Below are 24,284 nucleotides of genomic sequence, written 5' to 3'. Positions count from 1 at the left end.
CCAACCGATTTCACTGATCAGCGTTGACTCGCGTCGGGTAGTCGGGCGGGGCAGCCGAAGCCGGGGACCGTGGCAAGCTCGAAATGCCACCACTCGTTGTCGTACATCCGGCACAGGCCCCAGCGGTTCCCGTTGGCTTCCAGCCATGCCGCGCCCTCGCGCGGCCCGACATCGATGGCCTGCCCGCTCACGTGTGTGGACTCGTTCGGCGGCAGCACCCACCGGCGCGCGGCGTCCGGACTCCCATAGGTCCGAATTCCGTCCTCCCACAACGCTTCCTGCTCGGCGGGCGTCCGATAGCCCGACACGATCCACAACGGCACGCCCTGCGCCTGGGCCTCGCCCTGGGCGAGCCGGTAGGCGAACGCGAGCAGCGGATCGAGACCGTCGGTCTCCGCCGCGACCGGCGCGGTGGACGACGCGACAACGCCTGCGGGAGAGGTCATGTCGTCAGGGGCGGCACGGGCGACCGCCGGGGTCAGCACCGCCACCGTCAGTGCGGCGGCGCACCCGAGCAGGGTGGCCCCGCGCCGGATGGATCGGGGCCCGAGGGCGGCGGGTGCGGTGGCTGTGCGCCCGGCGGTGTTCCGCCGGGGCGCAAGGTTGTCCGAATACCGCATCCGCCTGCCTCCTGGGATCAGACGCGCTCCTTGGAGCGCTCGCGCACGCGCAGCGCGATCGGCTTCGAGGTCTCGGCGAAGAAGTCGTTGCCCTTGTCGTCGACGACGATGAAGGCGGGGAAGTCCTCGACCTCGATCTTCCACACGGCTTCCATGCCGAGCTCAGGGTATTCGAGGACCTCGACGGACTTGATGCAGTCCAGCGCCAGGCGCGCGGCGGGGCCGCCGATGGAGCCGAGGTAGAAGCCGCCGTGCTCCTTGCACGCCTTGGTGACCTGCGCGGAGCGGTTGCCCTTGGCCAGCATGACGTGCGAGCCGCCAGCGGCCTGGAACTGGTCGACGTAGGAGTCCATGCGGCCCGCGGTGGTGGGGCCGAACGAGCCGGAGGCGTAGCCGTCGGGGGTCTTGGCCGGACCGGCGTAGTAGACGGCCATGTCGCGCATGTACTGCGGCATGGGCTCGCCCGCGTCCAGGCGCTCCTTGATCTTGGCGTGCGCGATGTCGCGGGCCACGACCAGCGGGCCGGTCAGCGACAGGCGGGTCTTGACCGGGTACTTGGAGAGCTCGTCGCGGATCTCCGACATCGGCCGGTTCAGGTCGATCTTGACGACGTCGCCGCCGAGGATGGCGTCGGTCTGCTCCGGAAGGTACTGCGCCGGTTCGCGTTCCAGCTGCTCGAGGAACACGCCCTCGGGGGTGATCTTGGCCAGCGCCTGACGGTCCGCCGAACAGGACACGGCGATCGCGACCGGGCAGGACGCGCCGTGGCGGGGCAGGCGGATGACACGCACGTCGTGGCAGAAGTACTTGCCGCCGAACTGCGCGCCGATGCCGAAGGACTGGGTCAGCTTGAAGACCTGCTCCTCGAGCTCGAGGTCGCGGAAGCCGTGCGCGGCCATCGAACCCTCGGTCGGCATGTTGTCCAGGTAGTGCGCGGAGGCGTACTTGGCCGTCTTCAGCGCGAATTCGGCCGAGGTGCCGCCGATCACGACCGCCAGGTGGTACGGCGGGCAGGCCGCGGTGCCCAGCGAGCGGATCTTCTCGTCCAGGAACTCCAGCATGCGATCGGGGTTCAGGATCGCCTTGGTCTCCTGGTACAGGAACGACTTGTTGGCCGAGCCACCACCCTTGGCCATGTACAGGAACTTGTACGACGGCTGCGCGGGATCACCCTGGTTGGAGTACAGCTCGATCTGCGCGGGCAGGTTGTTGCCGGTGTTCTTCTCGTCCCACATATTGATGGGCGCGAGCTGCGAGTAGCGCAGGTTCAGCTTGGTGTACGCGTCGAACACGCCGCGCGAAATCCATTCCGCGTCATCGACTCCGGTGAGCACGCCCTCGGACTTCTTGCCCATCACGATCGCGGTGCCGGTGTCCTGGCACATGGGCAGGATCCCGCCCGCGGAGATATTGACGTTCTTCAGCAGATCCAACGCCACGAACCGGTCGTTGCCGCTGGACTCGGGATCGTCGATGATCTTGCGCAGCTGCGCGAGGTGCGCGGGCCGCAGGTAGTGGCTGATGTCGTGCATCGCCTCCGCGGTCAGCATCCGCAGCACCTCGGGCTCGACCTGCAGGAAGGTGCGCCCGTTCGCCTCGAACGTGCTCACGCCCTCGGTGGTGAGCAGCCGGTACGGCGTGTCGTCCTTACCGATGGGCAGCAGATCCGAGTACAGGAAATCAGGCGCGGTCACGAATCGGACTCCTCGAGCAGGGCTGGGGGCTGGTCAGCCGACGGTTCAAGCACAGTGACTCTATCCAGCACCCGGCGAGCCCCCGCCGACAGGTATAGATTGCGCGGCCGGGAGGTGTGCGCCGCACCACCGTCAGGTACAGGTTGCACCTTCAACCGAGCAGGTGTTACCTGTCCATGATGTGCTTGTCGGCGGCGGGGAGGACTTGGCATGGTGGCGGAACCCGGGAGTGGAACTGTGGCGCAGACCCGTTGGCTCGATGATGTCGAGATGCGCGCGTGGCTCGGATTCGTGTTCACCCGCGATCTGATCGCCGCCGCGGTCGGGCGCGATTCCCTACGCGAATCCAATCTGACCTACGTGGAGTACACCGTGCTGGCCAGGCTGGCCGACACCCCGGATCACCGCCGGTCCTTCGCCGAGCTGGCGGCCGTGCTGGAGTGGTCGCAGAGCCGGTTGTCGCATCAGATCACCCGGATGGAGAAGCGCGGGCTGGTGGCGCGGGAGTCGATTCCCGACGACGCGCGCCGCACCGCGGCGGTGCTCACCGACAAGGGTGTGCATGTGCTCGATTCGGCCGCGCCCGCGCACGTGGACAGTGTTCGCCGCCACATGGTGGATGTGCTCGATCGTGGCCAGCTGGCCGCGCTGGCCGACATTTACGACACCTTGCTGGCCCATCATCGCGGCGCCGAACCCTCACTCGGCCGGGCCGAGACCCGTGAGCGGCACACCTGACCCGAAATCGCCTGCCCACCTCGGTTTGGTTTGGCACCCATCGGGTAGTGGGTAAGACTAGGCTCGGCACCGGCTTCCCATGTGGGTCGGCACCGAGCACACGGCTGGCTACGGTCGTGGAAGTGAGCACCCGACCTGGCCTTAGCGAAAGGGGCAGGAGTTTCCATGTCCGACGTGTCCATCGGTCTCTCGGCGGATTCGCTGCCCGCGGGTTCCGTCGACAATCTGCTCCCGCAGCTCGTCGAGCACCTGCGGCAGAACCGCACCGAACTTCGCGAGGAGTGGGCCCGTCGCATCACCGATGCCCAGCTGCTCACCGCCATGACCCCCGAGGAGATCTTCTCCGAAGCGACCTCGGTCTACGACAACTACGTCGAGGTGCTCGAGACCGGTAGCGTCGAGGCGCTGCAGGCCTACGCGCGCGACCTGTCCGAACGCATCATCCCCCGAGGCGTCGAGACCGACGAGGTCGTCGGCATCGTGCTCCTGCTGCGAGACGTGCTGGCGCGCAGCCTCTTCGAGAAGTACCAGTCCGACTTCGAGCTGCTCAAGCTGGTTCTCGACGCCTACGAACCGGCCGCGAACCGGATCGCCAACACCGTGGCCGTGTCCTTCGTGCAGGAGCGCGAACGCGTCATCCGCCAACAGCAGGAGGCGATTCGCGAGCTGTCCACCCCGGTGCTCCAGGTGCGTGAGCAGCTGCTCATCCTCCCCATCATCGGTGTGCTGGACTCGCAGCGCGCCCGGCAGCTCACCGAGCAGCTGCTGCGCGCCATTCGCGCCAACCGCGCCAAGGTCGTCGTCATCGACATCACCGGTGTGCCCGCGATCGACTCCACGGTGGCCAACCACCTGGTGCAGACCGTCGACGCGTCGGGCCTGATGGGCGCCAATGTCATCATTACCGGCCTGTCGTCGGAGATCGCGCTTACCCTGGTCACCATCGGCCTGGATCTGTCGAAGATGAATGCCGTCGGTGACCTCCAGGGTGGCATCGAAGAAGCGGAGCGGCTGCTCGGCTACGAGGTGTCGCGCGTCACCGATCGCGACGGACGGTAACCAGGGCGGGGCACATGCCGGTACCCATTCTTAAGCAGGGCACCTATCTCATCGCGTCGGTGCAATCAGCGCTCACCGATGCCGATACAGAACGCCTGCAAGACGATCTGATGACCTACGTCAGCAGATATCGCGCACAGGGCATCATCGTCGATGTCACCGCAATCGACGTAATGGACTCCTTTGCCGCCAGATCGCTGCGTACCATCGCCCACATGACCAAGCTGCGCGGCGCGGAGACGGTCATCGTCGGCCTGCAACCCGAAGTCGCTTTCGCCATGGTGCAATTGGGACTCACCTTCGAGGGCATGCACACCGCACTGGACCTCGAAGAGGGCTTGTTCTGGCTGAACGACAAGATCAAGGGCAGAGGCCAACGAGACGGTCGTGATCGTGGCCGCTGACGACGTGGTGATCGCGGTGACCGTGTCCAACGACATCGTGACCGCTCGGCAAGCGGGGCTGGAGTTGGCTGCCAAACTCGGCTTCTCGCTCTCCGATCGCACCATGATCGCGACGGCCATTTCCGAAGTGGCGCGCAATATCACCAGCTACGCCGGCACCGGGGAGATCCGGCTGGCCGTGCAGGATCGCGACGGCCGGCGCTCGATGGTGGTGCAGGCCAAGGACAATGGTCCCGGCATTCCCGACATTCCACGTGCCATGGAGGACGGCTATTCCACCGGACGCGGTCTGGGCCTGGGCCTTCCGGGCTCACGACGCCTGATGGACGGCATGGTCATCAACTCCCAGCCCGGCCAGGGCACCCTCGTCGAGATGTGGAAGTGGGTGCCCAACGGTGCGTGAGGACGGTTACGTCGGCGCGGTCGAATGGGCCGTCGCCGGACGCGCCCTTCCCGGGCAACGGGTTTCGGGCGACCGCTCGGTGGTGCTGGACGCGGGCGGCGGTTCCGTGCTCTTCGCCGTGCTGGACGGTCTCGGTCACGGCGCGGCCGCGGCGGACGCCTCGGACCGAGCCGCGCAGGTGCTCGCCGAGAACCGCGCCGAGCCCTTGGACGTGCTGATGCTGCTGTGCCACCGGGCCATGAGCGACACCCGCGGCGCGGCGGTCTCGTTGGCGCTGTTCGATTCTCGCGACCGGGTGCACTGGCTCGGGGTCGGCAATGTCGAATCCCGCATCGTGGCCGCGGCTCCCGGCAAGCCCGCCATCCGGGCGACGGTCCTGCTCTCGGGCGGCATCGTCGGCTATCTGCTGCCGCCGAACCTGCAACCGCAGACGGTGCCGGTGCGTCCAGGCGACCTGCTGCTGATGTCGACCGACGGCATCACCTCGAGCTTCGCCGACGCCGTCGACCTGTCCAAGCCGACCTCGGAGATCACCGCCGAGATCCTGGCCCGCCACGCCAAGGACACCGACGACGCGCTGGTGCTGGCGGCCCGCCACCGCGGGCAATCCCATCCCTCCCAACCCATTCCGAGTGTGAAGCCATGAGGCCGTAGTGAGCGCGGTACTGGCCGCTTTCCGCGAGGCGTACGCCGCCGCGCTGCGACTGCACCTGCGCGCCCCCGATCAGAACACCCTGGCCGAGGGCTACGAGCTCGGCCGCCGCGCGCTGGTGGAGGGGGTGAGCATCCTCGATCTGACCGAGCACCACTACCGGCTGCTCGAACAGGAGGGGCTGGGTCCCGCGCCCGACGGCACCGATCGCGGTGAGGCCGCCCTGGAGTTCCTGCTCCAGACCATGGCGGCGCTCGACGTGGCCACCCGCGGCTTCCTCGACGGCACCCGCCGCTACGAGCAACAGCGGTCGCGCGCCGACGATCTCGCGGGCCGCGACGCCTTCCGGACCGCGCTGGTGGAGTCGCTGCAGGACGGGTTCTTCGTCGTCGACGCCGAAGGCACACTGATCGAGGTCAATTCGGCGTTCGGCGCGCTCACCGGCTACGGCCCCGACGGCATCCCGTACCCGCTCCCCCACCCCTGGACCGACCCCGAGTCACCGCGCTACCCGGACCTGGGCACCGAGGCCGCCCGGTTCGTGATGCCCATCCGGCATCGGGACGGACGGCAACTGTGGCTGGCGGTGTCGACGTCCTCCCTGGTGAAACCCGAGAACGGGGAACGGGTTTTCGTCGGCACACTGCGTGACGTCACCGCCGAGCACGATGCCCAGGCCCGCGATCAGGCGGTGTCGCGGCTGGCCACGGCGGTCGGCGCGGCCACCAGCGTGGTCGAGGTGCTCACCGTCGGACTCGAGGAGCTGCGCCGCGCGGTCGGCGCGGAAGCCGCGGTGGTGTCGGTGTGGCCCAATCACCACACCGGGCCGGAACTGTATGTGTCCGAGGACAATCAGTACACCGCCACAGGCCTGGCCCCGCACATCACCCAGCCCATCCGACTGCGCGGCAGCGGCGACGCCGAACCGATCGGCGGCGCCGAGTCGCGCCGCGTGCTCGACGCCCGTGCCCGCGCCCTGCTCGACCGCGCCCGATTGCAGCCCGGCCGCAGCATGTTCGCGATTCCCGAGGACGTGTCCAGCTCCGAGGGCATCGTCGCGCCGCTGGGCGAGAGCGGGGATTCGGCACTGTGGCTGCGCTTCTCCGCGCCGCGGGTGATCACGCCCGGCGACTGGGCGCTGTTCTCGCTGCTGATCGGGCATCTGAGCCTGGCGGTGCAGCGGGCTCGCAACTTCGACCAGGCCCGCTCCACCTCGCTGACCCTGCAACGCGCCATGCTCGGCCCGATCGAACTGCCGCCGCGGTTCTCGGTGCACTACGAGCCCGCGCTGCCGCCGCTCGAGATCGGCGGCGACTGGTACGACGTGGTGCGCCTGGAGGACGGCGCGATCGGCGTGGTGGTCGGCGACTGCGTCGGACGCGGTCTGTCGGCGGCGGTGGTGATGGGCCAATTGCGCACGGCCGCACGAGCCCTGCTCCTGCGCGGCGCGGGCCCGGCGCAGCTGCTGGCCGAACTCGACACCGTGGCCGCCCGGATTCCGGGGGCCATGTGCACGACGGTGTGCGCGGCCATCCTGGATCCGGTGCGCGGGCTGGTGCGCTACTCCAATGCCGGGCACATGCCGCCGGTGCTGGCCGAGCCCGGCAAACAGGGCCGGCTGCTGGAGGGCGGGCGCGCGTTCCCCTTGGCCACCTTCGACATTCCGCGTCGCCCGGAAGCCACCACCGCCATGGCGCCCGGCGCGACGCTGGTGCTGTTCACCGACGGCCTGGTGGAGCAGCGCGGCGTCGACATCGACGACCGCTTCGTGGAACTGGCAGACGAATTGTCGCGCGTGGCAGCGCAATTGCCGCGCGAGGTGGCCGATTCGGTGCTCTCGCGCCTGCGTCCCACCGGGGGCTACGACGACGATGTCGCCATGGTGGTGTACCGGCAGCCGCCCGCCCCGCTGCGCCTGGACGTGCCCGCCGACGCCCGGGAACTGTCGCATCTGCGGCGCGCGCTGCGGTCCTGGCTGACCGCCGCGGCCGTGCCGCACGATCTGGCCGTGGATCTGGTGTCCGCGGCAAACGAGGCGTGCAGCAACAGCATCGAGCACGCGTATCTGGGCGGTGAGCCCGGCCGGGTGCGGCTGAGCGCCGACTGCGGGGTGGACACCCTCACCATCGAGGTGTCCGATACCGGCGTGTGGCGGCCGCTGCCCGCGGATCCGGGCAACCGCGGCCGCGGGATCGCCATGATGCGGGCGCTCACCGATCAGCTCGACATCGACCATTCCGGCCCGGGCACCCTGGTCCGGATGTCGGTGAGACTCGTGGCCGCGTCCTTCTCCGCGGCCGGGAGAATGTGAATCAGGGCCTGCCGTCACGCCTTCGGCAGGCGGCCCACCTGCGAGCCAGTGCCGATGTGGCAAACGATGCAGCACGAACGGACGGATCATGGCAGATTTGAACAACGTGACCACTAATTCCGCAGACGGCCACCCCTTCGCCGAAACGATGACCACCTCGGTCACCCGCACCGACGAGGCCACCGTCCTCACCGTGACCGGCGAAGTCGACCTGGCGACCGCCTCCGCTCTGGAGAGCGCCCTCGACGCCGCCCTGGCCACCGAGCCCGCCGCCCTCGTGATCGACCTGACCGCCGTCAGCTTCCTCGCCTCGGCGGGGATGGCGACCCTGGTCAGCGTGCACAAGCGGGCGGGCGGTACCCGCCTGGTCGTGGTGGCAGACGGGCCCGCCACCAGCCGTCAGCTGAAGATGACCAGCCTGGACCAGGTGTTCTCGCTGCATTCCACCCTCGACGACGCGCTGGGTTCGCTGCGCTGAGCCGGTGCGCCCGGCGTGTGTGGCGCGGGCGCACCCCTCCGACGAAACGACGAAGCCGAGTCCGGATCACCCGGACTCGGCTTCATTGTTCACACGGAGCTGTCAGAGGAGCTCGCGCAGCTGCTCGATGAGCTTCACGCGCTCGGCGGGGGTGCCCGCCATCGGCACCACATTGAGGACGGTGACACCGGCCTCGCGGAACGCGGCGACCCGCTCCTTCACGAACCCGGCCGAGCCGATCAGGTTGATGTCGCGGACCAGATCGTCCGGCACCACCTTGGCGGCCTCTTCCTTGCGGCCCGCCAGGTACAGCTCCTGGATGCGGTCCGCCTCGGCGCCGTAGCCGTACTTGGTGGCCAGCGCGTGGTAGAAGTTCTTGCCCTTGGCGCCCATGCCGCCGATGTAGAGGGCCAGGTGCGGCTTGATGCCGTCGCGCCAGCCGTCCACATTGTCGCCGATGGCCAGGGCCGGACCGGCGTAGATGTCGAGGTCGCCCAGGGCCGGATCACGCTTGGCCAGACCGGCTTTCACCGAGTCGCCCCAGACCGCGTCGGCCTTCTCCGGCAGGAAGAAGATCGGCTGCCAGCCCTCGGCCATCTCCGCGGCCAGCTCGACGTTCTTCGGGCCGAGCGCGGCCAGCAACACCGGAATGTTGTCGCGCACAGGGTGATTGATCAGCTTGAGCGGCTTGCCCAGCCCGGTGCCCTCGCCCTCGGGCAGCGGGATGTTGTAGTACTTGCCGTTGTATTCCAGGCGCTCGCGCTTCCACACCTTGCGGCAGATCTCGAGCACCTCGCGGGTGCGGCCGATCGGCGCGTCGTAGGGCAGGCCGTGGAAGCCCTCGATCACCTGCGGGCCCGAGGCGCCCAGGCCGAGGATGTAGCGGCCGTCGGAGACGTAGTCCAGGCCGGCCGCGGTCATGGCGGTCAGCGTGGGGGTACGGGTGTAGAGCTGCAGGATGCCCGAGGCCAGCTGCACCCGCTCGGTCTTCGCGGCCAGGTAGCCCAGCGCGCTCACCGCGTCGAACGAATACGCCTCGGGCACGAACACGATGTCCAGGCCCGCCCGTTCGAGGTCGGCGACCTCGGCGGCGATCTCCTTGAAGCCGTCGGTGTAATTGATCGACAGTCCGATACGCATGATCCGGACAATACCCAACTATTTGCATACCTACTGCGGGCGGGTCGCCGTATTGGCGAAGTGACAGCGGGCGGGTTGCCGGCGGCGGCGCGGCGGCCGGTAGCGTAGGCGGCGAAATCACCCGAATTCCGGGTAATACCAGCAGGACTGCCAAGGGAGGCCACCCCGCATGACTCAGGACACCACCACGTTCGGTGACTCGACACTGCGGGGGTACCTGGACCAGCTGGCCGCCAAGGTGCCCGCGCCCGGCGGCGGCGCGGTCGCGGCACTGCACGCGGCCCAGGGCGCGGCCCTGGTGGCCATGGTGGCGCGCTACACCACCCGCGCCAAGGACGCCGACAATCGCCCGGTCATCGACCGGATCATCGCCGCGGCCGACATCGCAAGGGAGCGCTCGCTGGCGCTGGCCGACGCCGACGCGGCCGCCTTCACCGCGGTCGGCGCGGCCTACAAGCTGCCCAAGGAGTCCGAGGCCGAGCAGGCCGCCCGCGGCGAGGCGATCACCGCCGCGCTGCTGCAGGCCGCCCGGGTGCCGGCCGCCGTGGTCGCCGAGGCCGACGAGATCGTCTCCCTCGCAACGGAACTGCTGCCCATCGGCAACCCCAATGTGGTGACCGATATCGGCGCGGCGGCCGACTGCGCCCGCTCGGCGGCCGCCAGCTCGCAGCTGAACATCGCGATCAATGTGGCTTCGCTGGACGCGGGCGCGGGCGCGGAGTTCGCTCCGGTGTTGAAGCAGATCGAGGAAGTCATCGCGCGCGCCGATGCGCTGCACGACGACGTTGTGGCGGCCATCACCCGCTGATCACGCGATTCCGCCTCGCGGTGCCCCGTTCCGAATCGGAACGGGGCACCGTTTCGTTGCGCCACCTGCGCGGTTGCTCCCGAGCCTCCCACTACCCGCCTACCCGAAAACGACAAAATACCCACGCCGGTACAATTGTCACGAACCGGAAACATTTCCGGATGGAACTCAAGATCAAGTTCTAATCTGAGTAACCAAGCCCCACACCCTCTCGAAGGGACGGAAGAATGCGGAAAGCGATTCGCTCTCTGTTCGTCGCAAGCCTTGTCGCCGCGGCGGCCGCGTTCGGTTCCGGAGCCGCCGGCGCGGCCCTACCGGCATCCAATCTCCCAGCGGTCCAGGCGATCTCGCCGGGCCCCGGCCAGGTGGTCGGTATCGCGGCTCCCGTGACCGTCCAGTTCGCGGACGCCGTCACCGACCGCGCCAAGGCCGAACGCTCGGTCGACGTGAAGGCCGAGAATTCCCTCGCGGGACAGTTCTCCTGGCTCGACGACCGGCAACTGGTGTGGACCCCCACGCGATATCTCCCCGTGTCCTCGCCGATCACGGTCTCGGCGGGTCGCGATCAGATCAAGTTCCAGACCAATGGCGGCACCACCGCGGACGCCGACATGTCGGCGCACACGTTCACGGTGTGGGTCAACGGCGTGGCCCGCACGATGCCCGCCTCCATGGGCAAGCCGGGCCGTGAGACCCCGGTCGGCACCTTCCCGGTGATGTCGCGCGAGCGCTCGGTCACCTTCGACTCGCGGACCATCGGCATCCCGCTCAACGATCCCGAGGGCTATCTGATCACCGGTGAGTTCGCCGAACGGCTGACCTCCGGCGGCGTGTACGTCCACTCCGCCCCCTGGTCGGTGGACTCGCAGGGCAACTCGAACGTCAGCCACGGCTGCATCAACCTCGCACCCGCCGACGCCGAGTGGTACTACGACAACGTCTCCATCGGCGACCCCGTCACCACCCACTGGTGAGGCGCCACCTCTAGAAACGAGTTCAGGGAGCGCTCGGCGCGTGGAATCGGCCCGATTCCCGCGCTGAGCGCTCCCTTATTTCTGTCTGCGCGGTCCGGGATCAGCGACCGGATTCGGCGGCCTGGACCACGTGGCGCATGAGCAGCGCGGTGGTGACCGGGCCGACGCCGCCGGGGACCGGGCTCAGGGCCGCGGCCTTGCCGGTGACCGACTCGGCGTTCACGTCGCCGGTGATATTGCCGTTGTCGTCCTCGTTGGTGCCGACGTCGATGACGACCGCGCCCTCGCGAACGTGGTCGGCGGTGATCAGGCCCGCGCGGCCGACCGCGGCGACCACGACATCCGCGGCCGAGGTGACGGCCGGCAGGTCGGTGGTGCGGGAGTGCGCGATGGTGACGGTCGCGTTCTCGGCCAGCAGCAGCTGCAGCAGCGGCTTGCCGACCACGTTCGAGCGCCCGACCACCGCGACGTGCCGGCCTTCCAGCGGCACCTGATGGAACTTGGCCAGTTCCACGACCGCCTCGGAGGTGGCGGGCGGGAAGCCCGGCAGACCCGCGGCGAGCAGGCCCAGCGACAGCGGGCTCACGCCGTCGACGTCCTTGCCCGCGGCGATGGCGGAGCTGACGTCGTCGAGGCCGACGCCCTTGGGCAGCGGGGTCTGCAGCATGATCGCGTCGACCGAGGTGTCCCCGGACAGCTCGGTGAGCTTGGCGCGGATCTCCTCCGCGGTGGCGTCGACGCCGAGATCGATGTTCTCGCAGGCGATTCCATTGCGCTCGGCGGCGCGGTTGAGCGACTTCACGTACCAGGCGCTGGCCGGGTCGTCGTTCGGGATCACGAGCGCCAGGCGCGGTGCGGCGCCCTGCTCGGCGAGGGCGGCGGCGCGCTGCTTGGTGTCGGCGTTGATGGCGGCGGCGAGTTCCTTGCCGATGAGCGAAGTCGTATCCACGGGTGCACAGCTTATCCCGCGTCGGGACCGGCCCCGTCCCGCGTGTCCGCAATGTCCGTCCGGAACGTCGGCCTGTCCGGTCCGCTGCGTCCGCATTGTCCGGAGCGCGGCCGGCGCGTCCCGGCCCCGCGACGGAACCGAACTCGCGACTTCATATGGGCAAATACCCGACAACCGCCGTGTTCAGTCGTATCGTGTCTCCATCCAGCACTGGGCCAATAACTAGCTACTCCATGGATTTGCCAGCAAACGCATGCGTGACACCCTCCGAAAGGTCGACAGCAGTGCAGATCGCCAGGCGCTTTCCCACCCTGCTCGCGGCAGCGGCCGCGACCATCGCCATCCTCGGCACCGGCACCGCGCACGCGGATCCCGCGGCGCTGTTCAACTCCGCACAGGACAACTTCACCAGCGGCAACGAGGCGGCCGGTCTGTCCGACCTGCGCCAATTGCTCAGTGAATCACCGGATGACGCGCAGGCGCTGGCCCTGCAGGCGATCTGGTCGGACTACAGCGGCGACATCATCACCCGCGAGCTGGCGATGAACCGCCTCAACGGCGTCGACGGGCGACTCGCCGACGGCACCCGGAACCTGTTCCGCGCCATCGGCGCCGCCGTCGGCACCCTGCCCAACCCGATCCCGGCCATCGCGGGCCCGCAGACCGGCATCGCGGTGCTCGGCTACGGCCTGCTCCCCGACGGGGCCATGCGCCCCGAGCTGGTGAACCGCCTCCAGGCCGCCTGGCTGCAGGCCCTCGCCTCCCCCTTCTCCCCCATCCTGGTGACCGGCGGCAATCCGCAGAACGGCATCACCGAGGCGGCGGCCATGCAGGGCTGGCTGATCGGCCACGGCATCCCCGCCAACCGCATCCTCACCGACCACCGCGCCGGCTCCACGGTCCAGAACGCGCTGTTCGGCGTGCAGATGCTGCGCGACGCGGGCGCGACCAGCGCCATCGTGGTCACCTCCCCCAACCACATCCGCCGCGCGGTCGCCGACTTCATCGTCGCGGGCATGCCGGTCGTCGGCGCCACCACCTCCCTCGAGCAGCTCGTCTCCCAGCTGCCCCCGCCCGCCCGCAGCGGCCAGCGCGGCATCTACCTCGACACCACCCGGACCCTGCGCATCCCCACCGAACGCTGACCTTCCCGTCCGGACCCGCTCGCGCACCGCGGGTCCGGACGTGCACAATGACGCGGTGCCCGCTTCCGACACCGACACCCTGGTCGCACGCCTGCGTGCGGCCGGTTGCGTCTTCGCCGAGGACGAAGCGGCCCTCCTGCTCGACGCGGCGACCGACGCCGACCACCTGGAAGCGCTTGTCACCCAACGCATCGCGGGATTCCCCCTCGAACACCTCCTCGGCTGGGCCGAGTTCCGCGGCCTCCACGTAGCCGTCGCCCCGGGTGTCTTCGTGCCCCGTCAGCGCACCGGCTTCCTGGTCGAACAGGCAGTAGCCCTGGGCCGCACCGTCATCCGATCCGACCGAGCCGGCGCCGCTGCCGACGAGCCGCTGATCGCGCTCGATATGTGTTGCGGCTGTGGGGCGCTCGGCATGTCCTTCCTGAGAGAGCTCGCGGAGCAAGGGATTCGGGTCGACCTCACCGCATCCGATATCGAACCGGCGGCCGTGGACTGCGCGCGGGAGAACCTCGCGACGGTCGGCGCACGCGTGGTCGAAGGCGACCTCTTCAACGCGGTCCCCTCGGATCTTCGTGGGCGCGTCCACATCCTGCTCGCGAACACGCCCTACGTGCCCTCCGAGCACATCGCCGGGATGCCGCCGGAAGCCCGGGATCACGAACCTCGCCGGGCCCTGGACGGCGGCGAGGACGGGCTGGATGTCCTGCGACGCATCGCGACCGTCGCGCGCGACTGGCTCGCTCCCGGCGGCCATCTACTGGTCGAGGAGAGCGAGGAGCAGGCTCCGGCCGCCGCGGTGATCATGCGAGAGCATGGCCTCACCGCTCGAATCGCGGAGTGCGAAGACATGGGCGCCACCGTGGTGATCGGCACCCGGGCACCGCGTTCGGCAACCGATCCGGCCATGAGACGCTAGCCGGTGGTGTGGTTCGGCCCGGATCCGTTCGTCGCTCAGTCGGTCTCGAATGCTCTGGCCGCGTCCCGCTGCAGGTCGCTGTAGGACTCCTTGCCGACGCTCACGATGACTCCGTAAACGGTGCCGTCGGTGAACGTCCCCGGGTGCCGGTACTGCTGGGAGACGTTGTCCCCGCTGTCGTAACCGACGCAGAGCCCGTCGCCGGTCAGGGTGAAGGTGCCGATCTGGGCCCGCATCGGTCCGGTCGCGACCGGCTTGTCGTCGACGTAGAGCGTTGTGGTGCCCAAGGATTCGCCGTACTGGCCGGCCTTGTCCCGCACGAATTCCATGCCCACGGTGTGTTTGCCCGTCGGCAGCGGTGGTGAGACGAAATCCTGCTCGGGCGGGATGCCGAGGAAGTTGTAGACGTAGTGCAGCACACCGTCCTTGACGAACAGCACATGCCCACCGAACCGAGAACCGTGCGCGAAGATCACCCCTTCGGACTGCGGGGTGAGATCGACATCGGCGACGATCTTGTAGGACTTGCCGCGGATATTCACCGCGATGGCCTCGGGAATGGGCGCGGCATCGGGGTAGTAGATATAGGTGTCGCGGGGCGGCTCCGGATTCGGCCGCTCGACGGCCAGGAGTTCGGTCGCGGTGCGATCGTCGAGGGGCAGGACGAAGTTGTCCCTGGCCTCCTCGTCCCAGGCCGCGATCAGCTCCTTCAGCTTGTCCGGGTGCTGATCGGCGAGGTTCTTCGATTCCGAGCGGTCCTCGTCGACGTGGTACAGCTCCCACTTGTCCTGGTCGAAGTGCCCCTTGTCGCTGATCGGCGCGTGCAGCGCCGAGGCCCGCCAGCCGTTCTCCCAGATACCGCGGGTGCCCAGCATCTCGTAGTACTGGCGTTTTCGGGTGGTGGGTGCGTCGGCGTTGTCGAAGGTGTACCGCATCGAGACACCGTTGATCGGGTACTGCTTGACACCGCGGTTTTCCTTCGGCATCTCCAGCCCGATGACATCCAGGATCGTGGGCGTGATGTCGATCGCGTGATGATATTGGTGCCGGATCTGCCCCTTGGCCTTGATTCCTTTGGGCCAGTGGATGATCAGCGGGTCGCAGGTGCCGCCGGAGTACTCCGAATAGCGCTTGAACATCTTGAAAGGGGTGGAGAACGCCACCGCCCAGCCGGTCGGGTAGTGGTTGTAGGTGGCCGGGGTGCCCAGCTGGTCGAGCAGCGCCATGTTCTCGGCGAGATCGTCGGGATAGCCGTTGAAGAATTTGTTCTCGTTCACCGAGCCGTTCGGGGATCCCTCGCCGGAAGCGCCGTTGTCCGCACAGTAGAAGATGATGGTGTTGTCCATCTGGCCGGTCCGCTCCAGATAGTCGATGATGCGCCCGATCTGCATGTCGGTGTATTCGGAGAATCCGGCGAACACTTCGGCCATGCGGGAGAACAGACGCTTCTCGTCGGCATTGAGGGTGTTCCACGGCCGCATCGCGTCCGCGGGAACCGCCACGTCCTCGGGTAACGGGTTGATCGGGGTCATCGCCGTGCCCTTGGGCATGATGCCCTTGTCGATCATCCGGGCCAGCACCCAGTCGCGGTAGGCCTCGTAGCCGTCGTCGAACTTGCCCTTGTATTTGTCGGCCCATTCGGTCGGAACCTGGTGCGGCGCATGATTCGCGCCCGGGCAGAACCACATGTACCAGGGCTTCGACGGATTGGTCGACCGCTGGTCGCGCAGCATGCGGAGCGCGTTGTCGGCGAGGTCCTTCGACAGGTGATAGCCCTGCTCGGGGCTGTAGGGCTGGTCGATGAACCGGTTGTCCTCGACCAGGTCCGGGTACCACTGGTTGGTTTCGCCGCCGAGGAAACCGTAGAACCGGTCGTACCCTTTCTGCAGCGGCCATTCCGATTTGCTGCCACCGCTGGAGACGTCTTCTATCGGCACGTTGTGTTCCTTGCCGAGCCAGAAGGTGCTGTAGCCGTTGTCCTGCAGGACCTGCCCGATCGTGGCGCATTGGGCCGGCAGCCGCGCGGCCGAGCCGGGGAATCCGGTGGAGCCCTCGGTGATCGACGCGAAACGGTTGACGTGATGGTTGCGGCCGGTGAGGAAGCAGGACCGAGTGGGCGAGCACAGGGCGGTGGTGTGCCACTGGGTGTAGGTCAGGCCGTTGTCGGCCAGCTTCTGCAGGGTCGGCATGTTGATCCGCCCGCCGTACGGCGACCAGGACGCCAGACCGGTGTCGTCGAACAGGATCACCAGGATGTTGGGCGCGCCATCCGGAGCCTTCTTCAGCTCGAACGGCTTCCAGTCCGGTGTGGAGTCGCGGACGTCGAGTTCGATCTTGCCGTCGAAGCCGTCGTTGATCCCGGTCCCGTATCCGGGTGGCCCGTCGCTGTTCGAGTTGCCGCAGGCGGCGAGCAGCGGGCCTGCGACCGCGGCGCCCGCCCCGGCCGCCGCGATACCCCGCAGCATCCCGCGCCTGGACACTTTGGCGCCCGGAGCCTCGGTCTCGCGGCCAGATCGGACCTCTGGGTTCTGATCCTCATCACTCGGCTGCATTACTGCAGGCTAGAGACGAATCGGAAGCAAACGCGCGAGGCACACCGGGCGGTCCTGTGACAGCGCGGTCAACTGGGAAACCCGGTGTGTCCTCGGTTTCAGCCCGCCTCGAGGGATTTGCGGATCTCGGCCTGGATCTCGAGTTGCGCCCGCGCCGCCGTCAGCCCCGCGGAGACCTCGGCGGCGGTGCGCTGGGTGGCGGCCGAAACATATTGCGCCACCGCGGCTTCGATGGATTCGACGGCCTGGGTGGCGGTCGCCCGCTGCTCGGTCAGGGCGGCGGCGGGCAGGGCCGCCATGGCGACCAGACGGTCGTCCCAAGCGAGTGCGGCCTGCTCGAGTTCGGCGCGCAGCACGATGGTGGTGGCGTCGTCGAGGGTGTCGGCGGTGTGCAGGGCCCGGATGGCGTCGCGCAGGCGACGGTGCAGGCGCGGCTCCGGGTCGTGCGAGCCCGCCCACGAGGCCGGGGCCCGGGTCGGCGTGCCCGGCACCACCTGGTTGGCGATGGCGGTCGAGGCCCGCTGACCGCGCGACACCAGGACGATGCCACCGGCCACGGCGGCGATCAGGATCAGCGCGATGGCTAGGAAGATCAACACGGTCGGTTCCGCTCTGCTCGGTGAGTCATCGATGGGTGGTGGGGCGCGTGGGCACGACGGTGGAGTGGCTCGGCCCGTTCGGATGACGGGTGGGCGTGTGATGTCCACGCGCCACGGCGAACGCCACCACCACCGCGACGATCACCGCCAGCACGGCCAGGATCGCGGCGATGATCTTCGCCTTGCTCCACGGCCGGTCACCGGACACCTGCCCGGTCAGGCCGTTGATGTACACCTGATAGGTCTTGTCCATGTAGACGACCGTGAGCAGCCAGATCGGCAGCAGCACATGCTTGTACGCCAGCCAGTTCCAGTTGGTGTTCAGCTCGTGGATGCGCTGGTGGTCGCCGCCGATGTCGGAGCGCACGCTCGACTCGATGGCCGACTCGATCCGCTGCTGCGCCTCCGGGAACGACTCCTCGGCGTCCTTGTCGTAGGTGCGGCACAGGTGCCCGGCCACGAACTCCGGCGAGTAGGCGCGCGCCTGCTCCACCGGCCACGGCTCCAGCGACCGGATCCGGTCCCGGTTCAGATTCTCGTTGGCCAGCACCGGCAGGTCGGCGAACTCGTTGCCGACCTCACCGGCCACCGGATGCCATCGCGTGTGGGTCTCGTAGATCGGATCGCCGTCCTCGTCGGTCCCGACCCGCACCTGATAGTCGTCGCCGCGCTCACCCTGATACCAGCTCGCGGTATCCGCGTCATAGGTGAAGTACGCGGTGTACAGACTCGAGAAGGCCCCGATCCGCCGGTACTTCCGGAAGTTCGACGGCGCGAACCACCGCTTCGACACCCACTTCTCGACCAGTTCCCGAGCCTGCTTCTCCCCCACCAGGAACGGCACGACACCGTCCACCGGCAGCCGAGCGGGCGCGTTGTGCACGTCATCGCGCTGAATCGGGGTGGCGCAGTAGGGGCATCGAGTGGCGGTCAGACTCCCGTTGAATCCCGTGGTCCCACCGCAGTTCTGGCACTTCACCTCCCACTCGCCGGTCACCTGCGGCCCCGACGCCTGCCCCTGCAACTCGCGCAGCGCCGCCATCGCGGGCGCCAATTCCCGAGCCTGCACCGGCACGTTCGGCGCGGTCACCGGCGACCGATTCCCGCAGCTGGGGCACAACAGATCCTGCCCCGCCGGATCGAACACCAACTGCGCACCACACGCCGAACACGGATAGGTCCGAGTCATCTCGGTGCCGTGCAACATGGCTCGATCCGGCGCCACCGGCTGCGCCTGCGGCCCAGGAGCTCCCACCCCGTGCTCGGGCTCGCTCGCCCCCGGAATGAATACCGGAGCCACAACCATCGGCTGCGGCATCGCCCCCATCGGAGCCCGCATCGGCGCATGGGGCGCGAATCCACCCGGCAGCGGCGGCGGCACCGCTCCCCCCTGGGCCATCGGCGGAACTCCACCGTGGCCGGCTCCCGAACTCGGAAGCGGCGGTGGCACAGGGGATCCCGCTGTCCCCGGCAACGGCGGAGGGGCGACAGCGCCGCGCGGCGGCATCGCAGCACCCTGAGGCATGGGCGGGGCACCGGTCGCGCCGTGCGGCGGAAGCGGGGGCGGCACAGGGTTTCCCGCGACGGGCAGCGGCGGTGGCGTCGTCCGTCCGGGCTGTGCGGCGCCCGGGAGCGGCGGAGGCGCGGAGGGGGTCGCCGCGTCGCCGCCGGGGTGGGCCGGGACGGGAGGGGTCCACTGGCGGGGTTCGGCGGTGTGCGGGGCCGCGTCGCCGCCGGGGAGCGGGGGCGGGCCCGCGGGGCGCTGTGGGGGCTGGTGGTCGTTCATGTGCGCTCACTCGGTGCGGCGGACTCGACGGTCACGCCATTGCGGTGGAAGGTGTTTCGGGACGCACCGAGTCGTCGGGCGTTCGATCGGGCGGGTGACCGGATTCGGGTACGGCGAACCGACCCGTCGGCGGTCATGGGCCGACGGGTGGTCCGGGCGGGTCCGGTTGCGGTGGTCGCCGTTACTGCGGGGGCAGCGGGGGCGGGGTGCCGGGCAGCGGCGGCGGGGTCGCGAAGAGGGACTGCAGCGCCGGGACGGTGGCGGCCGGGACCCAGCCCGGCATGCCCTCCGTCCACACATTGGTGTCGCGGGTCAGCTGGCCGCCCGAAACGTACTGGCGTAGCTGGTCGATCGGGAACGGGCCCGCGGCCTGGCCGCCATTGTCGAAGTGGAACTGTTGCTGGCCCGGCAGCGGCGGCGGGGCCTGCTGCGGCGCGGGCTGGGCGTAGCCGCCCTGCTGGGGCTGGCCGTAGCCGGGTTGCGGCTGCATGCTGCCCTGCATGGCGCCCGCCATCTGCCCGCCGAGCACGACACCCATGCCGGCCTGCATGGCGGCTCCCATTCCCCCGCCGGGGTTCTGGGCGGCGGCGAGCATGGCGTCGGCGGCCTGCATCTGCTGGTACCGGTTGAGGTCGACATTGTTCATGAACCCGCCGGCCTCGACGCCGCGCGCGACGCCGCGGGTCATGGCCTGCTGGATCTCCTCGGGCAGCGAGATGCTCATGGTGACGCCCTCGACCCCGACACCGAAGCCGGACAGTCGCTGGCCCACGAATTCACGCAGCTTGTCGGACAATTCGACCTGGCGGCCCTGCAGGTCGATGGCTCCCAGCCCGCTGGCCAGCACCATGTCGGAGAACGCCAGCGCGACATTGGCCCGCAGCTGCTCGCTGAGCGCCTCGGCGTCGACCTCGGCATTGGTGCCGATCATCTGCCGCAGGAACACCTCGATATCGGTGACCCGCACGTTCGCGGTGCCGTTGGCGCGGATCTGCACCATCCGGAAGTCGGGGTCGCGCACGGTGACGGGCTGCGGTGTGCCCCACCGCATATCGGTGACCGCGCGGGTATTGACGTAGTACACCTCGGACCGGAACGGCGAGTTGAACCCGTGCCGCCACCCCTGCAGGGTGGACATGATCGGCATGTTCTCGGTGGTCAGCGTGTAATGCCCGGGACCGTACTTGTCGGCGAGCTGACCCCGATACACGAAGACGGCCTGCTGCCCCTCCCGGACGATCAGCTCCGCGCCGTTCTTGATCTCGTTCTCGTACCGCGGAAACCGCCACGCCAGCGTGGTGCGGCTGTCATCCAACCATTCGATGATGTCGACGAATTCGCCGCGAATCATGTCGAACAGACCCATCGAGTTCTCTTTCCTCCCTCGGGCGCGACCCTCCGCCCCGGCCGAGTATGGCACAGGACGGCGACGCGCCAGTCACCGTCACGTGGCTATCGAGCGAACCACGGGCAGCGTTAATGATCCCGTACGACCCTGTGCCCCACACCCTTTCCCACCCTGGTCGCCCACCGGCGCCCGCGCGTCGGCGCGGACGCGGCCGATCCGGATCGAGCACCTCGCCGGACAACCCCTCGGATGGTCTCTCGATCGCGATTGGTCGCGGTGTGGACACTGGCGAGTGTCGACACGGACAAGAGATACAGAAACTTCCCAGCAACCAAGATTTCCGGTGTTAACGTTGCGCTCACGGCCCCGATGACCTGTCAGGCACCACTGACAGCAACTATCTGGCGCGCCGCCATAGTCGCGACCTGGAGGAGTAGAACCCAGATGCTGGCATCCATCGCCCGCTCGGCAGCAGTAGCCGCGGTAGCCGTCCCGCTGCTGACCCTCGCAGCCCCGTCCGCCTCCGCGGCCGAGCCCGCTGCCCCGGCCCCCGCCCAGCCCGCGGCGCTGCAGAACATCGACGCCCCCTACATCTCGATCACCATCTGCCTCCACATCCCGACCCCCGGCTCCGCCACCCTGGACTGGTGCTGGCCGTAACCCCGACTGCCGCACCTCCGACGGCCCGCCCGATTCCGATCGAGCGGGCCGCCGTCATTCCCGAACCAACCCGCAACGGCCGGAACGCCGTGCGGCAGCGACCCGTTCGTGGCGCGGGCGCGATCAGGGGGTGGGTACCTTCACCTCGATTTCGCCGCCGAGGTGGTAGCCGTCGGCGAGACGGAGGTTGTCTCCGCTCCAGAACCTGCCCGGGTCGTACCAGTTCGGGCGCTTCTGCGGCAGCAGGCCCATGGCCTGGTAGGTCATGGCGACGATTTCCGCGCAGTACGCGTTCTCCAGTCCCGCAGTGGTTTCGGGCGTGCTGGATCGTTTCGGCCGGGGCACTCGGCCGCGCAGCCACCGGCCGGCGAGCGCGGTCGTGGAGGGAAACGGCATGCCGTCGAGCCGGGCCACCGTGCGCAGCGCGGCGTCTTCCATCTCGCGGGTGACCGGGCGATCCAACTGCCGCGTCCAGGCCTGCTGCTCATACTCGTTGCCCCAGCGCATGACCGCGGCCCGCAGGTCGTGCAGCTGCGCGCCGCGGTGGTGGTTCCCGGACCAGACGTCGGGCAGCGACCGGCCGAGCTCGGCGTGCCAGATCAGCGCCGGCAGGTCGTCGATGACCACCGCCATGCCGACGTGGTTGACCGGGCTGTTGGTCAGTCCGCGGATCGCGCGGTCCGCACCGGAATGCCCACGGAACAACCACAGATCGCCGGTCCTGGTGAGTTCCGCCGCTTCGTCCAAACCGATACTCGACACCGCTTCGCGTGACACAACCGCTAGCCTAGGCGCATGCGATGGTGGAAGGTGCTCGGCTTGGCCGGAGCCGCGGGAGTCGCCGCGACCGGAGTGGTGATCGTGCGCTCCGAACGCAAACGCCGCGCCTACACGCCCGACGAGATCCGCGACCGGCTCCACGCCCGCCTCGAGGATCGCCCCGCGTAGCCCCGAAACCTTTGTGGTTCACCGCTTTTCGGCGCGCGCGTAGTGCGCCTGGCGCATGAGGTCGAGCAATTCGGCGGGCATGTCGGTGATCGGGTGGGCGTAGGCGGCGGCGAGGTCGACCGGTGTGGTCATGTGGACCGTCCAGCCGTGCCGAGCCAGCCAGTCGCCCGGATCGGCGCGGGCGTCGTCGTACAAGAGGTCGCTGACGTCCAGGCTGCCGAAGGGGTTGCTGCCGAAGAACTTCTCCTCCGTATCGGCGAAGTTCTGCGGGTCCACGGTGCGGGCGAAGTCGTCGGTGGCCACGCTGCTGCCGGGTGCGGACAGCGCGTCGATGCGTTCGAACAACGCGTCGTGCGCGGGACCCGGCAGGAACGGCAACAGCCCCTCGGCCGACCACGCCGTCGGCTGACCCGGATCGAATCCGGCGGCGGTGAGCGCTGCGGGCCAATCCTCGCGCAGATCGATCGCGACCACGCGGCGATCGGCCTTGGCCCGCGCACCGTGCTCGGCGAGGACCCGGTCCTTGAACTCCAGCACCCGAGGCTGATCGATCTCGAAGACGACCGCGCCCGCGGGCCAATCCAGCCGGTACGCCCGCGCGTCCAGACCGGACGCCAGGATCACCGCCTGCCGCACACCTTCCTGGAACGCGGCGGCGAAGAACTCGTCGAAGTACCTGGTCCGGACACCCATGAACCGCCCGAACCGCCTGACATCGCCCACCGACTCCGGGTCGGCCAGGATGCCCATGAAGTGCGGTTCACCGGCCGCTTCGACGAACCAGGCCGCGTAGTCGTCGCGGATCATCGGCTCGGGATCGATCGTCTCGAGCGCGCGGAACGTGGCCACGCCCAAGGCGGTCAGGCCCACGCTCGTCACTATGTCCCAGCTGTCCCCGTCGGTTCGCATCAAGGTCACCCCATCGGTGTCGGAGGTCGTCCGAGCCGGCCCGGGCGGAGCCACGGACCGATAACCACCCCGTCGATTCTGCGCCCATAGCGAAGCTCCGGCAACCGACTGGACACCTACCGACGCCAGATGCCGCGCGATCCGGTGCAGGTTCCACTACGTCCTGTTTCACCACGAAGATGCAGCCGATAACAACCGGCGGGTCAGCCCGATCTCTCCGTCGCATTCCCCGCACAGCCGCCAGTTCTGACAATCAGCAATGTTCCGGCAAGTCAGATGGCGAACACCACCCGACCAGGTGGCCGGGTGGTGTCGGGGCGTCGCGCCGGAGCGCATTCGTCGTTCGGCGCGAATCCCTACTTGCGCCCGGTGAATTCGTCCATCGAGTGGTAGACGCCCACCGTGTTGAGGTAGAAGTCGCGTAGCTTCAGCGGCAGCAGACCGGAGATGGCGCGGTTGAGGCGGGAGGTCCAGGGCAGGACCACCAGGGCGGAGCCCTTCTTCATCTCCGACCAGGAGGTGTCGACCACTTCCTCCTGCTCCAGGATCGGGGTGAACCAGAAGCCCTTGGCGCCGTCGAACATTCCGGTGTTGATGTAGGTCGGGCAGACGGTCGTGAACCGCACGTGCTCGGTGCCGGACTGCTCGAGTTCCAGGCGGACCGAGTCCGACCAGCCCAGCGCCGCCCACTTGGAGGCGGCGTAGACGCTCATGCGCGGGTTGGAGACCAGGCCCGCGGAGGAGGCGATATTGAGCACGCGCGCCTCGACGCCGGTGTTGGCGACCATGGCGGGCAGGAACTCGAGGGTGATGTACATGGGGGCGAGGGAGTTGATCGCCATGGTCTTGTCGATGTCGGCGCGGTTGTCGGTTTCCCAGAAGTAACCGTTGCCGCGCACGATGCCGGCATTGTTGACCAGCACGTCGATGCCGCCGACCTCGGCGCGCACGGCCGCGCCCGCCTCGGCGATGGCGTCGCGGTCGGACACGTCGACCACGTAATGGTGGATGCGGCTGCCGCCGAGGGCCGCGAGCTCTTTCGCGGTCTCCTTCAGCGTCACCTCGTTGATGTCCCACAGCACGACGTCGGCGGCCTGCTCGGCCACCGCCCGCTGCGCGAACGACTTGCCCAGACCCATGGCGGCGCCCGTGATCAGGACCCGCTTACCGGCAACGGTCTTCATAACCCCT

The 24,284-nt window shown here is 68.7% G+C and carries 24 protein-coding genes; 13 read left to right on the top strand and 11 right to left on the bottom strand.

What is annotated here, in order from left to right:
* Positions 1–17: 17 nt before the first annotated feature.
* Together ABZ382_RS07155 and ABZ382_RS07150 are read right to left on the bottom strand one after the other, a co-directional pair.
* Positions 18–446 (bottom strand): M15 family metallopeptidase, encoded by a 429-nt coding sequence (locus ABZ382_RS07155; protein ID WP_357085917.1) that lies wholly within the window; start codon positions 444–446, stop codon positions 18–20.
* A 191-nt stretch (positions 447–637) separates the two neighbouring features.
* On the bottom strand, positions 638–2,314 hold the full coding sequence (locus tag ABZ382_RS07150; protein WP_357085283.1) for a fumarate hydratase: 1,677 nt from the start codon (positions 2,312–2,314) through the stop codon (positions 638–640).
* A 237-nt stretch (positions 2,315–2,551) separates the two neighbouring features.
* On the opposite strand from ABZ382_RS07150, the gene ABZ382_RS07145 reads away from it, so the two are divergent.
* The 7 genes from ABZ382_RS07145 (at position 2,552) to ABZ382_RS07115 (ending at position 8,359) form a co-directional block, all read left to right on the top strand.
* Positions 2,552–3,052 (top strand): MarR family transcriptional regulator, encoded by a 501-nt coding sequence (locus ABZ382_RS07145; RefSeq protein WP_357085281.1) that lies wholly within the window; start codon positions 2,552–2,554, stop codon positions 3,050–3,052.
* Between the two features lie 165 nt (positions 3,053–3,217).
* On the top strand, positions 3,218–4,111 hold the full coding sequence (locus tag ABZ382_RS07140; protein WP_354832015.1) for an STAS domain-containing protein: 894 nt from the start codon (positions 3,218–3,220) through the stop codon (positions 4,109–4,111).
* A gap of 14 nt (positions 4,112–4,125) precedes the next feature.
* Positions 4,126–4,515, top strand: a complete 390-nt coding sequence (locus ABZ382_RS07135) for an STAS domain-containing protein (RefSeq protein WP_357085279.1) — start codon at positions 4,126–4,128, stop codon at positions 4,513–4,515.
* Positions 4,505–4,918, top strand: a complete 414-nt coding sequence (locus ABZ382_RS07130) for an ATP-binding protein (RefSeq protein ID WP_357085914.1) — start codon at positions 4,505–4,507, stop codon at positions 4,916–4,918. The genes ABZ382_RS07135 and ABZ382_RS07130 overlap by 11 nt, the downstream gene beginning before the upstream one ends.
* Entirely contained in the window at positions 4,911–5,564 is a 654-nt protein-coding gene (locus ABZ382_RS07125) for a SpoIIE family protein phosphatase (RefSeq protein ID WP_357085277.1), read from the top strand. Before ABZ382_RS07130 ends, ABZ382_RS07125 begins: the two co-directional genes overlap by 8 nt.
* A gap of 7 nt (positions 5,565–5,571) precedes the next feature.
* The gene (locus ABZ382_RS07120) at positions 5,572–7,881 is read left to right on the top strand and encodes a SpoIIE family protein phosphatase (RefSeq protein ID WP_357085275.1); all 2,310 of its coding nucleotides are present in this window, start codon (positions 5,572–5,574) and stop codon (positions 7,879–7,881) included.
* Positions 7,882–8,029: 148 nt separating this feature from the next.
* Positions 8,030–8,359: an STAS domain-containing protein gene (locus tag ABZ382_RS07115; protein WP_357085912.1), complete on the top strand. Its 330-nt coding sequence runs from the start codon at positions 8,030–8,032 to the stop codon at positions 8,357–8,359.
* 102 nt (positions 8,360–8,461) lie between these two features.
* On the opposite strand, the gene ABZ382_RS07110 is transcribed toward ABZ382_RS07115, so the two are convergent.
* Positions 8,462–9,499: an LLM class F420-dependent oxidoreductase gene (locus ABZ382_RS07110; RefSeq protein WP_357085273.1), complete on the bottom strand. Its 1,038-nt coding sequence runs from the start codon at positions 9,497–9,499 to the stop codon at positions 8,462–8,464.
* Positions 9,500–9,668: 169 nt separating this feature from the next.
* On the opposite strand from ABZ382_RS07110, the gene ABZ382_RS07105 reads away from it, so the two are divergent.
* Both ABZ382_RS07105 and ABZ382_RS07100 read left to right on the top strand, forming a co-directional pair.
* Positions 9,669–10,307, top strand: a complete 639-nt coding sequence (locus ABZ382_RS07105; RefSeq protein ID WP_357085271.1) for a cyclodeaminase/cyclohydrolase family protein — start codon at positions 9,669–9,671, stop codon at positions 10,305–10,307.
* 227 nt (positions 10,308–10,534) lie between these two features.
* Entirely contained in the window at positions 10,535–11,281 is a 747-nt protein-coding gene (locus ABZ382_RS07100; protein WP_357085269.1) for a L,D-transpeptidase, read from the top strand.
* Between the two features lie 100 nt (positions 11,282–11,381).
* Here the strand turns inward: ABZ382_RS07100 and ABZ382_RS07095 are convergent, their stop codons facing one another.
* Positions 11,382–12,230 carry a bifunctional 5,10-methylenetetrahydrofolate dehydrogenase/5,10-methenyltetrahydrofolate cyclohydrolase gene (locus ABZ382_RS07095; protein ID WP_357085267.1) on the bottom strand — a complete coding sequence of 283 codons (849 nt, stop codon included), beginning with the start codon at positions 12,228–12,230 and terminating at the stop codon, positions 11,382–11,384.
* Positions 12,231–12,514: 284 nt separating this feature from the next.
* Here ABZ382_RS07095 and ABZ382_RS07090 point away from each other — a divergent pair, with 284 nt between their 5' ends.
* Both ABZ382_RS07090 and ABZ382_RS07085 read left to right on the top strand, forming a co-directional pair.
* Complete coding sequence (locus ABZ382_RS07090) at positions 12,515–13,375, top strand: YdcF family protein (protein WP_357085266.1); 861 nt, start codon at positions 12,515–12,517, stop codon at positions 13,373–13,375.
* Between the two features lie 55 nt (positions 13,376–13,430).
* The gene (locus ABZ382_RS07085) at positions 13,431–14,291 is read left to right on the top strand and encodes a putative protein N(5)-glutamine methyltransferase (protein WP_357085264.1); all 861 of its coding nucleotides are present in this window, start codon (positions 13,431–13,433) and stop codon (positions 14,289–14,291) included.
* Between the two features lie 35 nt (positions 14,292–14,326).
* Here the strand turns inward: ABZ382_RS07085 and ABZ382_RS07080 are convergent, their stop codons facing one another.
* The 4 genes from ABZ382_RS07080 to ABZ382_RS07065 all read right to left on the bottom strand — a co-directional run bounded on the left by ABZ382_RS07080 (position 14,327) and on the right by ABZ382_RS07065 (position 20,594).
* Positions 14,327–16,756, bottom strand: a complete 2,430-nt coding sequence (locus ABZ382_RS07080) for an arylsulfatase (RefSeq protein WP_357085262.1) — start codon at positions 16,754–16,756, stop codon at positions 14,327–14,329.
* A 185-nt stretch (positions 16,757–16,941) separates the two neighbouring features.
* A complete protein-coding gene (locus ABZ382_RS07075) occupies positions 16,942–17,442 on the bottom strand; it encodes a hypothetical protein (RefSeq protein ID WP_357085260.1) in 501 nt (166 codons plus the stop codon).
* Positions 17,443–17,467: 25 nt separating this feature from the next.
* Positions 17,468–18,841: a hypothetical protein gene (locus tag ABZ382_RS07070; protein ID WP_357085258.1), complete on the bottom strand. Its 1,374-nt coding sequence runs from the start codon at positions 18,839–18,841 to the stop codon at positions 17,468–17,470.
* A 568-nt stretch (positions 18,842–19,409) separates the two neighbouring features.
* A complete protein-coding gene (locus tag ABZ382_RS07065; protein ID WP_357085257.1) occupies positions 19,410–20,594 on the bottom strand; it encodes an SPFH domain-containing protein in 1,185 nt (394 codons plus the stop codon).
* A gap of 426 nt (positions 20,595–21,020) precedes the next feature.
* Here ABZ382_RS07065 and ABZ382_RS07060 point away from each other — a divergent pair, with 426 nt between their 5' ends.
* On the top strand, positions 21,021–21,236 hold the full coding sequence (locus ABZ382_RS07060) for a hypothetical protein (protein WP_357085255.1): 216 nt from the start codon (positions 21,021–21,023) through the stop codon (positions 21,234–21,236).
* Positions 21,237–21,359: 123 nt separating this feature from the next.
* On the opposite strand, the gene ABZ382_RS07055 is transcribed toward ABZ382_RS07060, so the two are convergent.
* Positions 21,360–22,013 (bottom strand): hypothetical protein, encoded by a 654-nt coding sequence (locus tag ABZ382_RS07055; RefSeq protein WP_357085253.1) that lies wholly within the window; start codon positions 22,011–22,013, stop codon positions 21,360–21,362.
* 18 nt (positions 22,014–22,031) lie between these two features.
* On the opposite strand from ABZ382_RS07055, the gene ABZ382_RS07050 reads away from it, so the two are divergent.
* Entirely contained in the window at positions 22,032–22,184 is a 153-nt protein-coding gene (locus ABZ382_RS07050; protein WP_357085251.1) for a hypothetical protein, read from the top strand.
* Positions 22,185–22,202: 18 nt separating this feature from the next.
* On the opposite strand, the gene ABZ382_RS07045 is transcribed toward ABZ382_RS07050, so the two are convergent.
* Both ABZ382_RS07045 and ABZ382_RS07040 read right to left on the bottom strand, forming a co-directional pair.
* Positions 22,203–23,093: a class I SAM-dependent methyltransferase gene (locus ABZ382_RS07045; protein ID WP_357085249.1), complete on the bottom strand. Its 891-nt coding sequence runs from the start codon at positions 23,091–23,093 to the stop codon at positions 22,203–22,205.
* Positions 23,094–23,449: 356 nt separating this feature from the next.
* Positions 23,450–24,277: an SDR family NAD(P)-dependent oxidoreductase gene (locus ABZ382_RS07040; protein ID WP_357085247.1), complete on the bottom strand. Its 828-nt coding sequence runs from the start codon at positions 24,275–24,277 to the stop codon at positions 23,450–23,452.
* Positions 24,278–24,284: the final 7 nt, after the last annotated feature.

The sequence above is a fragment of the Nocardia sp. NPDC005825 genome (genome assembly GCF_040630175.1).
Taxonomy (GTDB): domain Bacteria; phylum Actinomycetota; class Actinomycetes; order Mycobacteriales; family Mycobacteriaceae; genus Nocardia.
Note: the sequence above shows the minus strand (reverse complement) of the source record. Positions and strands in the feature narration are given on the sequence as shown.

Bases quoted from the DNA above. Each gene is read 5' to 3' on its own strand.
- ABZ382_RS07155 (WP_357085917.1), bottom strand. From the start codon at position 446: ATGACCTCTCCCGCAGGCGTTGTCGCGTCGTCCACCGCGCCGGTCGCG.
- ABZ382_RS07140 (WP_354832015.1), top strand. From the start codon at position 3,218: ATGTCCGACGTGTCCATCGGTCTCTCGGCGGATTCGCTGCCCGCGGGT.
- ABZ382_RS07135 (WP_357085279.1), top strand. From the start codon at position 4,126: ATGCCGGTACCCATTCTTAAGCAGGGCACCTATCTCATCGCGTCGGTG.
- ABZ382_RS07115 (WP_357085912.1), top strand. From the start codon at position 8,030: ATGACCACCTCGGTCACCCGCACCGACGAGGCCACCGTCCTCACCGTG.
- ABZ382_RS07110 (WP_357085273.1), bottom strand. From the start codon at position 9,499: ATGCGTATCGGACTGTCGATCAATTACACCGACGGCTTCAAGGAGATC.
- ABZ382_RS07105 (WP_357085271.1), top strand. From the start codon at position 9,669: ATGACTCAGGACACCACCACGTTCGGTGACTCGACACTGCGGGGGTAC.
- ABZ382_RS07100 (WP_357085269.1), top strand. From the start codon at position 10,535: ATGCGGAAAGCGATTCGCTCTCTGTTCGTCGCAAGCCTTGTCGCCGCG.
- ABZ382_RS07080 (WP_357085262.1), bottom strand. From the start codon at position 16,756: ATGCTGCGGGGTATCGCGGCGGCCGGGGCGGGCGCCGCGGTCGCAGGC.
- ABZ382_RS07070 (WP_357085258.1), bottom strand. From the start codon at position 18,841: ATGGCCCAGGGGGGAGCGGTGCCGCCGCCGCTGCCGGGTGGATTCGCG.
- ABZ382_RS07065 (WP_357085257.1), bottom strand. From the start codon at position 20,594: ATGGGTCTGTTCGACATGATTCGCGGCGAATTCGTCGACATCATCGAA.
- ABZ382_RS07060 (WP_357085255.1), top strand. From the start codon at position 21,021: ATGCTGGCATCCATCGCCCGCTCGGCAGCAGTAGCCGCGGTAGCCGTC.
- ABZ382_RS07050 (WP_357085251.1), top strand. From the start codon at position 22,032: ATGCGATGGTGGAAGGTGCTCGGCTTGGCCGGAGCCGCGGGAGTCGCC.
- ABZ382_RS07045 (WP_357085249.1), bottom strand. From the start codon at position 23,093: ATGCGAACCGACGGGGACAGCTGGGACATAGTGACGAGCGTGGGCCTG.
- ABZ382_RS07040 (WP_357085247.1), bottom strand. From the start codon at position 24,277: ATGAAGACCGTTGCCGGTAAGCGGGTCCTGATCACGGGCGCCGCCATG.